We start from the raw sequence: 13613 nt of genomic DNA, 5'->3' as shown, positions 1-13613 counted from the left end.
GTACGGACTCCAGTGGCGGCGACTTCGCGCGTTGTGACCATACGATCAACGCGGCACCACTATAAGGAGGTTCCGTGAACCCTTGGGCCCTGTTTCGCTCATCTTTGATCACAGGGTCGGCGTCGGCGGGGTGAAGGCCACCTGGACGCTCCACTCCCCGGTCCGGAGTGTCAGTCCGTCCGTCAGGTCCTTCGACCGCTCCAGGTCGGTCAGCCACAGGTTCACGGCCGACCCCAGAAGTACGGGGTCGAGTGCGGGCCGCCGGGCGCCCCAGGCGCGTTCGGTGCGTGCCTCCAACTGCCTTCCGCCGCGCAGCTGGACGAGGCAGCGGGTCTCGTCCAGCCGGGCGACCAGGACGTTGAGGTTCTCGTGGCGCAGGGCCGCGTCCGCGATCCAGTCGAGCGCGGCCACCTCCGCGTCCGCGACCGTACGGGCCAGCACCTCGGCGGCGTCGGGCCAGTGGGGGTGGTTCTCCTCGGTGGTGACGGCGTAGAAGCCGATGGCCTCGGTGTGGTGCCCCGCGACGAGCGGCCGTCGCCGGATCTCGACGGTGCCCCACGCGTCGTGGGTCCCCGTCACGTCGTACGCCGTGACCTGCGCCCGTCGCATCGGTTCGGGCGCCGGTACGGGAAGGGGGCGCGGCGCCTCCGGCGGCACCCGGACCCCGCGCCCGGCGAGGAACGCGTACATCCGGGCCCGCGTCACCTCGCCGGAGGTGTCGACCGACGCGAGCTGCCCGTCGACGACCGGCCGCAGCGCCGCCGGGTCGTGCCGGCGCGCCGCGTCCAGCAGCTGCGCGAGGAGGTCCCCTTCGGGGTCCAGGCGCGGCGCGCCCCGGGCGAACGCGGCGGCGGGAGAGAGCGGGTCCAGCTCGTCGAGGCCGGTGGCCGCGAGCATCGTGACCCGGTCGGCGGCGGCCGAGTAGAACGACGTACTGCCGTGGTCGCCGACGACCCAGTCGCTGGCCACCACCGCGGCCCGCCAGCCCTCCTGCGGCGGAATGATCATGAGCCCGGCGTCCATCGCGGCCCCGAGCCGCTCCAGCACCCCGGCCCGGGTGTGCCGGGCCCACACGTTGGGGTGGAAGACGGCCGCGACCGCGAACTCGTCGGCCGGGAGCGAGGTGACCAGCCGCAGCGGCAGCTCCGGATGGCGCCCGAGCAGGGAGTGCTCGCTCCAGGTGGAGTGGACGACGACCAGCCGCCGCCCGTCGACCGCGCCGAGCCGCGAGCGGTACCGGTCCCGGTGGGACATGCTCGCGGTGATGCGCTGGAAGCACCAGTCGCCGACGGCCAGGGCGTACGGGGCCGCCTCGGGGCAGATCTCGGTGAGCCGGTCGATCTGCCCCTGGTGGGAGACGCCGATCGCCTGCGGGACGACCTTGCCCCGCCACATCAGCTCCCGCCGCGACAGCCCGGCAGGGGCGAGGGCGTCGCCCGTCGACTCGGTGACCAGGCGGTTGTACCCGGCGCCGTGCGGCAGCACCATCAGCGGGGCGTCGAGCCGGCGCATCGTCGGATGCACCGAACAGCTCACGGCCAGATCGAAGGGGCGCCGGGTCGCCTCCTCCCAGCTCAGCACGTGGATCCCGAGGCCGGACAGATAGGAGTCGAGGCCGTCGGCGAACGCCGATCCGGGATTGACCGTGTAGTACTTCTCGATGCCGTCCTCGGGCCGCAGCAGATGCATCACGTCCACCACCCGGGTGGCGGACGTGAGCGTCCGGGCCACTCCGAGCACCTCGGCCTTCGGCGCGTCCAGCGTGTTCCAGCGGGACGGGGCCGTCCGGCCGGAACGACGGAACCAGCCGGACGGGCGGCTCAGCAGTGATGACACCGAGGACAACATGGCTCCGGATAGAGAATGGGGAACAGGAGGAGGAAGATCGGAGAGGCGGGCGGGCAGGGTCTCAGTCCGTGCCGGCCGTCGGCGGCTTCAGCCCCATCGACTGCCGCAACGCCCGCAGCTTCTCCTCGTACGCGGCCCGCAGGGGTTCTTCCTCGGCCCGCTCGGCCAGCGAGGCGAGCAGCGCGAGCGCCTGGTCGAACTTGGCCGGCAGCTTGAGCTCCGCCGCGCCGTCGGCCGCCGCGACCGCCGAGGCCACCGCCCGGTCCAGCTCGCCGAGTCCGGCGAGGGCGCGGGCCCGTACCAGGTCGATCCGGGGCAGCATGGGGTCGTCGCCGGCGGCCCGGGCCACGTCGGCCGCCGTGTCCAGTACGTCGAGGGCGGCGGTCCACCGTCCGTCGGCGACCAGCGCCTGCGCGACGTTGTAGCTCTGTACGGCGACGCCGTGCGGGTCCGGCACCGCGCGGTTGGCCCCCAGCGCCCGTTCGAACAACTCCCGTGCCTCGCCGGGCTGTTGGCGGGCCAGGGCGATGAGCCCGCGGGTCTCCCACACCACACCGCTCAGCCGGGGGTCGGCGGCCAGGCCGAGCAGGTCGGTGGCGGCGGTCAGTTCGGCGTCCGCGTGGTCGAGGTCGCCCAGTTCGTACGCGGCGCGGGCCACCTGGTTCCGCATCCGGATCTCCACGTCGGGGCGGGCCCCGTGCTGGGCCGCCTCGATGCCGAGGCGGCCGGTCGCGACGCAGTCGGCGAGGTGTTTACGGCTGTGGTAGAGCGCCCACAGCGACTCGCACAGCCGCCACACGTCCTCGTACCACTCGTGCTCCGCCGCCGTGCGAACGACGTACTCCAGGTTGACGCGTTCGGCGTCCAGCCAGTCCAGCGCGTCGGACCGTCCCACGAAGAGCGGTTCTTTCAGGGAGAGTTGGGCCAGGGTCCGGACCGGCGGGGGTTGGATCCTGAAGCGGTCGCCGAACACCAGGGCGTCCGCGTGCGCGGCCGCGTCCCGGTAGAAGTCCACGGCGAGCCGCAGGACGGACCGCCGCCCGTCCTCGGGCAACGCCCGTGCGCGCAGCCGGGCATGGGACCGCGCCACGTCGTGCAGCCGGCAGCGCCGGGGCCGGTCCGGCGACTCCACCAGGACCGCGAGCCGGGACGAGACGAGCTCGCCGAGCGCCTCGTCGACCCGGACGGCGCCGGTGGCCCGCAGCAGATCCGTGGTGGCCGTCGTGCCGGGCAGGATCCCGAGCAGGTCGTAGACTTTGCGGGTGTGCTCGGACACCTCGGCGACCACCGAGTCCAGCACCGCGTCGACCGCCTCGCCCACGCCGCCCCCGCCCTCCTGAGATCCCTCGCTCGCACCCATGACCGCCACCCTCTCCTCCCGTACGCCGTCGGCGCCCGCTCCGGACCGCCCCGCTGCCGTCAGATCACGTACCACGTCGTCGAGGGTCAGATGCGGCCGCGCCGCCAGCCACTCCACGGCGGCCCGCAGCGCCAGGGGGTGCCCGGCGCACAGCCGTACGACATCGGCGGCGGTCTCCTCGTCGGCGTCCGCGTGCCAGCGGCGTACGAGCTCCGTCCCCGCCGCCTCGTCGAGCGGGTCGACGCCGATCAGCACGGCCCCGTCCATCAGCAGCGACGGCAGGGCCCGGCGGGCGATCACCACGAGCAGCCCCTGCGGCGGCACGAGCGCCCGGGCCTCCGGGGCGTGCTGGGCGTTGTCCACCATCACGAGGAGCCGCTTCCCGGCGGCGACGCTGCGGAAGAGCGCCGTGCATTCGGCGAGTCCGGCGGGCACATAGTCCTTGCTGACCCCGAGGGCGCGCAGGAACCGGCCGAGTACCGCGGCGAGATCGACGACACCGTCCCGCCGCAGATCCTCCAGGTCGACGTAGAGCTGCCCCTGCGGGAAGAGTTCCTTCAGCTCCCGCCGTACGCTCTGGGCGACGAGGGCCGTCTTGCCGACCCCGCCGACACCGGCCACGAGCAGCATCCCCGGCTCCGGTTCACCGGCCAGGGCCACGGCGGCGTCCCGCAGACCGGCGAGTTCCTTCGTCCGGTTGACGAACACCCGGCTGGGCGGAGGGCCTTGGCTCGGCGGGACGTCGGGGGGCGGTTCCGGCATCCGCAGGCCCTCGATGTGGTGCGCCATCAGGACGGGCCCGACGATGACGGCGTCCCCCGACACCGTGTTGTACGCCGTTCCGCCGCCGTCGGTACCGAGGCTGCTCAAACCCGTCTCCTTCCACCGGTACGACCCGCTCTCGCGCAGGTGAACGCGCCGGTTCCCTTCCCGGCTTCCGTGTACCGGAACCCGCCCCGGCCTCGCACTGTAGTCCGGCCGCTCTACGATCGGGGGCGTGTGCGCAGACGTCATGGTTGCCGAGGACGACGAGAAGCAGGCCGAGCTCGTACGCCGCTATCTGGAACGGGAAGGACATGCCGTACGGATCGTGGGCGACGGCCTCGCCGTGCTCGACGCCGTCCGGCACCGGGAACCCGACCTGCTCGTTCTCGATGTGATGATGCCCCGGGCCGACGGCCTGGACGTGGTGCGGGTGCTGCGGTCCGAGAACCGCGAGCTGCCCGTGCTGATGCTGACCGCCCGGTCGACCGAGGACGATCTCCTGCTCGGTCTCGACCTCGGCGCCGACGACTACATGACCAAGCCCTACAGCCCGCGCGAGCTGATGGCCCGGGTCCGCACCCTCCTGCGGCGCACCCGGCGGCCCGCCGCCCCGGAGCCGGTGGCCGAGGACCCGGTGCTGCGCGTCGGCGCCCTCGTGGTCGACCCGGAGCGGCACGAGGTGTCGGTGGGCGGCCGGACGGTGGAGTGCACCCCGGGCGAGTTCCGGATCCTGGCGGCCCTGGCGGCCGGCCCGGACCGGGTGTTCAGCCGGCAGCGGCTCCTGGAGGAACTGCACGGGTTCGACCGCTACATCAGCGCCCGGACCGTCGATGTGCACGTCATGAACCTGCGCAAGAAGATCGAGCGGGCCCCTCGGCGGCCGGAACGGCTGCTCACCGTGTTCGGCGTCGGCTACAAACTCACCGACCCGGCGAAGGCCGCGGCCCGGCGTGCGTAGGGGGCGCGGGGGCGAAGCCCGGGGAGAGGGAACGGGTGGCGGGCGGCTGCGAGGGCCGGGCCGGGCGGATCGGGCGGCGCTTCGGGAGCAGGGCCGGGCGCGGCTGCCGTTGCGGCGGAGTCTGCTGGGGCGGCTGCTCGCCGTCTCGGCGCTGGTGGCCGCGTGTTCGGTGGCGGCCACCGCCTGGATCGCCGTTCAGACCACCTCGGGCGCGATCAAGCAGGAGCAGGGGCAGAACCTCACCGCGGACGCCCGGATCTACGACACCCTGCTGGAGTACGCCGCCCGCAACCCGACCTGGGACGGGGTCGGGGCGACGGTCCGGAAGCTGGCCAGGGAGTCCGGCCGCCGGGTCGCCCTCACCACGCAGGCCCGGCAGCCGCTCGCGGACTCCGCCACCGGCGAGAGTGCCCCGGCGCTTCCGCCGCAGGCGTCGGCCGTGGTCGACCCGTTGTCCGTGGACACCGTGCTGGCGGCGCGCGGCGCCGACGGACAGGGGACGGCGGCCGACCGGATCGACCCCCGGGCGGTGGGCCCTTTCCGGCTCTCGGCGGCCGACAGCCGGGCGCTGCGGCGGACGGCGGACGACAAGGTGGCGTGCCTGAACCGGGCAGGGATCGCCTCGGACGTGGTGGTCGGCGCGAGCGGACGCCCCCGGGTGCAGATCGTGGGCAACGACCCGGAACGCGCCCTGGGCACCCGTTGCGATCTCGCCGCCCTGGACTCGCCGACCCGTTCGGAACGCAAGGCGCTCGACGCGCTCACCGGGCTGGCCGACGCGTGCCTGAAGCGCCAGGGCCGCGAGGGCGTACGGCTGAACAACGATCTGTCCTGGGGCGATCCGGTCCCGGTCGCCGTGCCGGGCGAACCCGGGGCGGTCGCGCCGCGGCCGGAGCCCGCGCCGCGCGACACCCCCGCGGAGGAGGCCGCGCCGTCGGTCGGGATGCCGGAGCGGACCGGGGAGAACGACCGGGCCATCGCGTCCTGTGTGGGAACGGCCCGGAGCGAACAGCTCAGTTCGTACGTGGCGTCCCCCGCCCTCCTCTTCATCGGCGACGAGGGCGGCGCGACGCTGCCCGGCTTCGACCTCTCCCCGGCGAACACCGCCAGGATCGCCGGAGCCGCGGCGCTGGTGCTGGCCCTCACGGTGGGCGCGTCGGTGTTCGCGGGAGCCCGGCTGGTGCGCCCGCTGCACGCGCTGACCGGTGCCGCGCAGCGGATGCGGGACGGGGAGCAGCCGGCGTCGGTGCCGGTGTCGGGGGACGACGAGGTCGGGCGGCTGGCCGCGGCGTTCAACGACATGTCGGCGCACCGGGCGCGGCTGGAGGAGCAGCGCAAGGCGATGGTGAGCGATGTCGCCCATGAGCTGCGCACCCCGCTGAGCAACATCCGGGGCTGGCTGGAGGCCGCGCAGGACGGGCTGGCCGACCCCGACCCGGCATTCGTGTCCTCGCTGCTGGAGGAGGCGGTGCTGCTCCAGCACATCATCGACGACCTCCAGGACCTGGCGGCGGCCGACGCGGGGGTGCTGCGCCTGCACCCGGAACCCGTCGAGGCCGGGGAGCTGCTGGGCCAGGTCGCCGCCGCGCACCAGGCGCGGGCGGAGAACGCGGGCGTGACGCTCGCCGTCACGGCGACCACCCCGGGCCCGGCGCTGAGCGCGGACCCGGTCCGGCTGCGGCAGGCGGTGGGCAACCTGGTGTCCAACGCCGTACGGCACACGCCGGAGGGCGGGCGGGTGACGCTGCGTGCGTACGTCACCGGGCCGGACGTCCCCGAGGAGGGCGGCGGGACAGTGGTCATCGAGGTGACGGACACCGGATCCGGCATCCCCGCCGCCGACCTCCCCCATGTCTTCGACCGGTTCTGGCGCGCCGAGAAGTCTCGCAGCCGCCGTACGGGCGGGAGCGGCTTGGGCCTGGCCATCGTCCGCAAACTGGTCGAGGCGCACGGTGGCACGGTGGGGGCGACGAGCACCGAGGGCGAGGGTTCGACGTTCACGCTCCGGCTGCCCGGGGCGAGGCCGCCGTCCGCCCCCTGATGGGATGACCACAGCGTTCTGACAGCTTCTTCATATCTCCACGCCAGCCTGGCGGCATGCCCCGTCCCCGGTGCGAACCGGTATCCGGGACCGTCACGGGGCCGAGTCTGGAATGGAGCCATCCGTATGACCGCTTTCCCTTCGCGCACCACCCTGCGCGCCGCCGTCCTCGCCGCTGTCGCGGCGGGCGCGGTGCTGGTCCCGTCCACCGCGGCCTTCGCCGACGCCACCCCGAAGCCGCCCGCCGAGGCCACTCCGTCCCCGGAGCGGAGCAAGGCCGCCGCGGACGCCTCGAAGGACGCCGCCCCGGCGGAGGCCCCGCGCGGCGGCGTGGCGGCGGGTGACCGCCCGACACCCGCGCCGAAGGAGGCCGCCCTTGGGGAGGCCGCACCGGCGGTCACCCCGCGCGGCGGTGTCGCCGCCGGTGAACGCCCGGCGGGCGGCAGCGACAACGGCACCGCGCTGCTGGCCGGTTCGGCGGCCGGGGCCGCGCTGCTCGCGGGCGCGGGCACGCTCGTGCTGCGCCGGCGCTCGGCGGCGGGCCACAACGGCTGACCGTACGCCGACCGCCGACTGTGGCGCCGCCCCGTCGAGGGGCGGCGCCACACCCACTCCCCACTGCTCTCTCCCCCGCCCCGATCCCGGAGTCCTCTGTGCCGTCGCCCCGTACGCCCCGCCGCTTCCGGCGGACCACCGCCGCTCTGCTGACCGCCGTCGCGGCCTGCGTCGCCCTGGCCGGATGCTCGTCCGCCGAGCCCTCCGCGGCCACGGCCGCCACCCCCTCCGCCTCGGCGTCGGCGCGGGACACGGCGGGCTCGGCATCGGCCGCTCCGCCCCGGACCGGAGAACCGGCGCGGTCGGCTCCCCGGGAGGTCTCCATCCCCTCGATCGGCGTACGGAGCACCCTCATGGAGCTGGGCCTCAACGCGGACGGCACGGTCGAGGTCCCGGCGGCGGAGAAGGGCATGACGGCGGGCTGGTACCGCGGCGGGGCCGTACCCGGCGCACCGGGCCCGGCCGTCCTGATCGGCCACAACGACACCCGCTTCGGCCGGGCCGTCTTCCACGACCTCAAGAACATCCGCGAGGGCGCCGAGGTACTGGTCCGCGACGGGGCGGGGAAGACGCTGCGCTTCACGGTCACGGGGAAGGAAGCGGTCAGCAAGAAGGCGTTCCCCACCGAGAAGGTCTACGGCCCGACGAAGGACAGCACGCTGCGGCTCATCACCTGCGACGGGGAGTTCGACGCGGAGGGCCACCCGGTGGACAACCTGATCGTGTACGGCTCCCTCGCCTGAGCCGCGAGGCAGTCGAGTCGGCATTTCCGGCCGCAATTCGGCCGTGATTCGCTCGGATCACGGCCGCATCACGGCCGGATCCCGATGGCAGCCGAGCGGACATACTCGTGCCACCCGACGTCTACCCGTGGGTAACTGCCGCTGCTTGGATGGGGGTCGCCCGGTACGCCCCCCACTCGACCGCAGGAGACCTCGTGCCGAACACCGCGTTCCGCCGCCTGACCGGCGTGGCCCTGTCCGCCGCGCTCGCCACCGTCACCCTCGCCGCCAACGCTCCCCAGGCGGCGGCTGCCGAGACCCCGTCGCTGCGGGTGCTCTCGTACAACGCGTTCCTCTTCAGCAAGACGCTGTACCCCAACTGGGGCCAGGACCACCGAGCGGCCGAGATCCCGAAGACGTCGTTCTTCCAGGGCAACGACGTCGTGGTGATCCAGGAGGCCTTCGACAACGGCGCCTCCGACGCGCTGCTGCGCAACGCCTCCGCCCAGTACCCGCACCAGACCCCGGTGGTCGGCCGGAGCAAGAGCGGCTGGGACGCCACGGGCGGCTCCTACTCGGCGACGACGCCGGAGGACGGCGGCGTCACCATCCTCAGCAAGTGGCCGATCGTCCGCAAGGAGCAGTTCGTCTTCAAGGACGCCTGCGGCGCCGACTGGTTCTCGAACAAGGGCTTCGCCTACGCCGTTCTGAACGTGAACGGCGCCCGGGTCCACGTCGTCGGCACCCACGCCCAGTCGACCGACCCCGGCTGCTCGGCGGGCGAGGCGGCGCAGATGCGCAGTCGGCAGTTCAAGCAGATGGACGCGTTCCTCGACGCGAAGAACATCCCGGCCTCCGAACAGGTCGTCGTGGCGGGCGACTTCAACGTCGACGGCCACTCGGCGGAGTACGCGTCGTTCCTCTCCGACGCCGGCCTGACCGCCCCGGACTCGCGGACGGGTCACACGTACTCCTTCGACACCCGCGACAACTCCATAGCCTCCGAGCGCTACCCCGACGACCCCCGTGAGGACCTGGACCACGTCCTGCACCGCACGGGCCACGCGAAGCCGTCGGGCTGGAAGAACGATGTGATCAAGGAGCAGAGCGCGCCGTGGACGGTGTCCAGCTGGGGCAAGAAGTACACGTACACGAACCTCTCCGACCACTACCCGGTGATCGGCTCGGGCCAGTGACCGCGCCCTGACCTCGCTGTCCCCTCCGGCCTCCGTGGCCGGAGGGGACAGCGCCGTTCCCGGCCGCGCGCCGATATATCGTGGCCAGCGCTTGGGTCGAGGAGCTCGAGAGGGGCGGTATGGGCGAGGGGCAGGACCGGTGGATACGGGTGCCGGTCGGGGACGACGCGGCACGCTGGGCCACACGGGTGCGATGCCGTCGCGTGCTGCTCGTCGTGCACAACGTCACCTCGGCGACCCGGCTGCTCGACGTCCTGCCGCTGTTCGACGACGACCTCGGCGTACAGCTCCTGGCCACCTGTACGGGTTCGTCGGCGTTCCGGTCGGGTGTCGACGAGCTGCTGGCGGAGCTGGGGGTGCCCGTACTGCCGTGGGAACAGGCTCTGGAGACGCCGGTGGATCTTGCGATCTCGGCCAGTTTCGGGGGCGAACTGGCCGCCCTTAAAGGCAAATTGATCGTACTTTCGCATGGTATTGGCTATACTAAGAGACTGGCAGCACCGAGCACCGAGCACCGAGCACCGAGCACCGAGCACCGAGCACCGAGCACGCTGCCTCCTGTCTTCGGGCTCGCCCCGGAATGGCTGCTCTCCGACGGCGTTCCTCTCGCCGACGCCCTCGTCCTCTCGCACCCCGAGCAGTTCGACCGGCTGGCCGCCGCCTGCCCCGAGGCGTTGCCCAGCGCCGTCCTCGCGGGTGACCCCTGCTTCGACCGGATGCTGGCGGCACGCCCGTACCGCGACCGGTTCCGCAGAGCGCTCGGCGTGGGGCGCGGACAGCGCCTCGTGCTCCTCAACTCCACGTGGAGCCCTCAGTCGTTGCTGGGCGACGGGGACAAGGACGGTGACGACACGCTGCCCGCGCTGCTCCCGAGGCTCACATCGGAACTTCCCGCCGACGAGTACCGGGTCGCCGCCGTCCTCCACCCCAACATCTGGCACGGTCACGGCCCCGGCCAGATCAGGGCCTGGCTGGACCGGGCCAGGCGCTGCGGACTGGCGCTGATCGACCCGTTGGAGGACTGGCGGCAGGCGCTCGTCGCGGCGGACCTGGTCATCGGGGACCACGGTTCCGTCACCTATTACGCCGCCGCGCTCGGCACCCCCGTACTGCTAGGAGCAGCCCCTCTGGACGGTCTCGACCCCGATGCGCCCATCGCCGACTTCATCCGGACCGCACCGAGGCTCGACGCGTGGTCACCCCTGCGCGGCCAGGTGGACGCGCTGATCGAGCACCACACCCCGCAGCCGGATCCGCCGCGCTTCACGTCCTCGGTGCCCGGCGAGGCGGCGGCACGGCTCAGGCGCGTCTTCTACGAGCTGATGGCCGCACCGGAACCGACCCACCCCGCCCTGCTCGTACCGCTGCCGCTGCCGGCCCCGGAGCCCGCTCGCCGTACGGCTCCCCTGTGGGTGCTGACGCGTTTGCCCGGCGGGCCGGAGGTCATCATGACCCGGTACGCCGATCCCGCCCGGGAGCCGGCCGAGGCAGTCGGCGACGCGCATCTGGCCGTGCACGAGGACACCCGTGATGCGGGCCAACTCGACCTGGCCGACGTCATCTTCCGGGACGGTTCGCCGGACGACCCCCGGCTCGGCCCGCCCGGCCGGTGGACGGCCGAGGTGCTGGCCCGCCACCCGCACTGCGCACTCGCGGCGTACGTCACGGGGCCCGGGTCCTGCGTCGTCCGGACCCGCGACGGGGCCCTGCTCCGACTCACCGCAGGGGCGGACACCGACGCGGATCCGGCGGCGTACGCCTCGGCCGTGCACGCCTGGCTGGCGGCGGGGAGGACGAGCGCCGCACTGATGGCGGACGGATTGACCGTCCGTACGGGCAGCACCGCCCACCGCGTCCTGATCACGGCGGAGGCGAACGACGCCGTGACGGGCAACGGAACGCGGCAGGCGCACCGCGCTACTCCTGCCGCGGACCGGAGCACCGCTCACGCAAACGGCGCAGATGCTCCACGTGCTGGTCGGCGCTCTCCTCGGACAGGATCCTGATCGCCTCGTCGATCAGCGGGAGCGCCGCGCCGAACTCCTCGCGGGCCAGCAGGATTTCGGAGAGATCCGTGAGGGCGCGAGCGGTGTTGTACGCCTCGCCGCGGGCCCGGAAAGCGGCCAGCGCGCGCTCCACGTGCGCCTGGGCCTCGTCCAGCCGCCCGAGCCCGCGCAGCGCCCGGCCCCGGTGACGTTCCAGCAGAGCCTGGGCGCGTGGAACGTCCGCCGCGCCTTCGTCGTCGGGCCCGATGCCGCCGAGTACGGCGGCCGCCTCCTCGAAGCAGTCGTAGGCGTCCTGGAAGCGCCACTGCCGCAGCCGCAACAGACCGAGGAACTCGATGGCGGAGGCCAGCCCGCGGGTGTGTCCCGCCTCCCGCTCGTCGCGCGCGGCCGCCGCCGCTTGTGCGCCCGCCTCGTCCCAGATCTGCAACTCACCCAAGCTGTGTGCCAGTTGTGCGTGCAGGGCCCCCGCGTCACGGCTGCCGGGGACCTGGTCGTCGGCGACCGCCGTCCCGATCCGCAGGGCCGGGAGCAGCGCCTCGTGGTGGCCCGCCTTGAGCTGGAGCGGCCACAGGGCGCGGCAGAGCGTCAGGACCGTGTCCGGCTTTCCGAACTCCTCGGCAGTGCAGACGGCTTCGACGAGGTTGGGCAGTTCGACGGCGAGGCGCGCCACGGCCTCTCCCTGCCCGGCGTAGGCGTCGGCCGGGCTGCCGGCCGGGGCGTCCGGCACCCGCCAGCTTTCCGGGAGTGCGGCCCGGGCCGCCGTCACGGACAGCCGCAGGTAGTGGTCCACGGCACGGGTCGTGGCCGCCGAGCAGCCCCCGATGCCCTCCTGGCGGTACGCCGCTTCCTCGGCGTGGGCGCGAACGGACGGCCGGTAGCGGTAGCGCCCGTTGTCCGTGTGCTCCAGCAGCAGCGCGTCGGCCAGTACGCCGAGCAGTTCCTCTGCGGCGTCGACGTCGATGCCCGCGACCTGGGCCGCCGCCTCCGCGTCGAAGGCGGGCCAGGGCCGCAGCCCCATGAGGCGGTACAGCCGGGCCGCGTCCGGCCGCAGCAGCCGGTAGGCGTCCTCCGCGGCCGTCCGCATCGGGTCGCTGTCGCGCATGGTGGGGTCTCCCGTCGGTTCGTGATGAGGCAGAGGTGACGGCGGGGCGGCGGGGGCGAGGGGCCCGGGGCCGAGGAGCCGGGGTGCCGCTGCCCGCAGGGCGTACGGCGATCCGCCGCACCGTTCCAGCACGGCGGGCAGCGTCGCGCGGGCCGAGCGCATGACCTCCTTGCCCACGATCTTGGTGAGCAGGCGTGCCGCGTCCCGGTCGCCGAGAGGACCGACGGGCACCGGGAACGCGTCGAGACCGGGGAACGGGCGCCGGGCGACGACCAAAGTGAGGACGGAGGGTGCGGAGGTGAGCAGCGGTGCGATCTGTGCGGCGGAACGGGCGTGGTCGAGGACGAGGAGCAGCTTGCGGTCCGCGACGATGCGGCGGAAGACGTCGATGCGCTCCGCCTCCGACGGCGGGATCTGCCCGTCGTCCAGGCCGAGTTGGCGCAGCAGCTCCCGCAGGGCGCTGCCTGCGGTGTGGCCGCCGGCCGCGCCGCCGCGGCCGAGGTCCACGTAGAGCTGACCGTCCGGGAACAGGCTTTCCGCCCGCCAGCCCCAGTGGATGGCGAGGGCGCTGGTGCCCATGGAGTCGCCCCCGTACAGCAGGGCGACGCGGGGCCGCCCGTCCGGTTTGCGGCCCGCCTCGCGGTCGAGGAGCTTCATCGACGCGTCACGGTCCGTGAAGAAACGTACGGACGCGGGCAGCCGGGGCCGTCCGATCGTCACCCCGGCGGTCTGCACGCTGCGGGCGAACGATTGCCACGTGCGGGCGAGTTCGGGGTCGCTGTGCACGCTGTCGTGGATGATCCGCGCCACGGCGTCCCGGTCCTCGGGCCGGGTCGGCGCGACGACCTCCCGCCCGGCCATCCGCCGCACCAGTCCGCCCGCGGTCTCCCAGGCCCACTTCCCGGCCTCGCTCGCCACGCCCGATCCGACGGCGCCGAGCACCGCGGTGATGGCGGTCATCGATATGGGATCCAGCATGCGGTACGCCCCCGTTCCCGCCGGTTCGCCCGGTGCACCCCTCCCGGGCACCGTCGCGACCGATCGTGAGCACCAACGGTAT

9 protein-coding genes are annotated in these 13613 nt (G+C 73.6%); 6 read left to right on the top strand and 3 right to left on the bottom strand.

Going from position 1 to position 13613, the window contains the following annotated elements:
• Positions 1-108 precede the first annotated feature (108 nt).
• Together A3Q37_RS02700 and A3Q37_RS02695 are read right to left on the bottom strand one after the other, a co-directional pair.
• A complete protein-coding gene (locus A3Q37_RS02700; protein WP_065477339.1) occupies positions 109-1845 on the bottom strand; it encodes a hypothetical protein in 1737 nt (578 codons plus the stop codon).
• Between the two features lie 64 nt (positions 1846-1909).
• A complete protein-coding gene (locus A3Q37_RS02695) occupies positions 1910-4078 on the bottom strand; it encodes a tetratricopeptide repeat protein (RefSeq protein WP_065477010.1) in 2169 nt (722 codons plus the stop codon).
• Between the two features lie 142 nt (positions 4079-4220).
• Between A3Q37_RS02695 and A3Q37_RS02690 the strand changes: the two genes are divergently transcribed.
• The 6 genes from A3Q37_RS02690 to A3Q37_RS02665 all read left to right on the top strand — a co-directional run bounded on the left by A3Q37_RS02690 (position 4221) and on the right by A3Q37_RS02665 (position 11451).
• Positions 4221-4931, top strand: a complete 711-nt coding sequence (locus A3Q37_RS02690) for a response regulator transcription factor (protein ID WP_065477008.1) — start codon at positions 4221-4223, stop codon at positions 4929-4931.
• Between the two features lie 46 nt (positions 4932-4977).
• Positions 4978-6972 (top strand): cell wall metabolism sensor histidine kinase WalK, encoded by a 1995-nt coding sequence (locus A3Q37_RS02685; protein ID WP_065477338.1) that lies wholly within the window; start codon positions 4978-4980, stop codon positions 6970-6972.
• Positions 6973-7098: 126 nt separating this feature from the next.
• The gene (locus tag A3Q37_RS02680) at positions 7099-7527 is read left to right on the top strand and encodes a hypothetical protein (protein ID WP_065477006.1); all 429 of its coding nucleotides are present in this window, start codon (positions 7099-7101) and stop codon (positions 7525-7527) included.
• A 98-nt stretch (positions 7528-7625) separates the two neighbouring features.
• Positions 7626-8270, top strand: a complete 645-nt coding sequence (locus A3Q37_RS02675) for a class F sortase (protein ID WP_065477004.1) — start codon at positions 7626-7628, stop codon at positions 8268-8270.
• Positions 8271-8464: 194 nt separating this feature from the next.
• On the top strand, positions 8465-9445 hold the full coding sequence (sph, locus tag A3Q37_RS02670; RefSeq protein ID WP_065477002.1) for a sphingomyelin phosphodiesterase: 981 nt from the start codon (positions 8465-8467) through the stop codon (positions 9443-9445).
• A gap of 119 nt (positions 9446-9564) precedes the next feature.
• Positions 9565-11451 carry a hypothetical protein gene (locus tag A3Q37_RS02665; RefSeq protein ID WP_176711329.1) on the top strand — a complete coding sequence of 629 codons (1887 nt, stop codon included), beginning with the start codon at positions 9565-9567 and terminating at the stop codon, positions 11449-11451.
• Here the strand turns inward: A3Q37_RS02665 and A3Q37_RS02660 are convergent.
• A complete protein-coding gene (locus A3Q37_RS02660; RefSeq protein ID WP_065477000.1) occupies positions 11363-13531 on the bottom strand; it encodes a tetratricopeptide repeat protein in 2169 nt (722 codons plus the stop codon). The genes A3Q37_RS02665 and A3Q37_RS02660 overlap by 89 nt on opposite strands.
• Positions 13532-13613 lie beyond the last annotated feature (82 nt).

Origin of the sequence: Streptomyces sp. PTY087I2, assembly GCF_001687325.1 — a bacterium.
Classification (GTDB): domain Bacteria; phylum Actinomycetota; class Actinomycetes; order Streptomycetales; family Streptomycetaceae; genus Streptomyces.
This window is presented reverse-complemented; position numbering and strand designations above follow the sequence as displayed.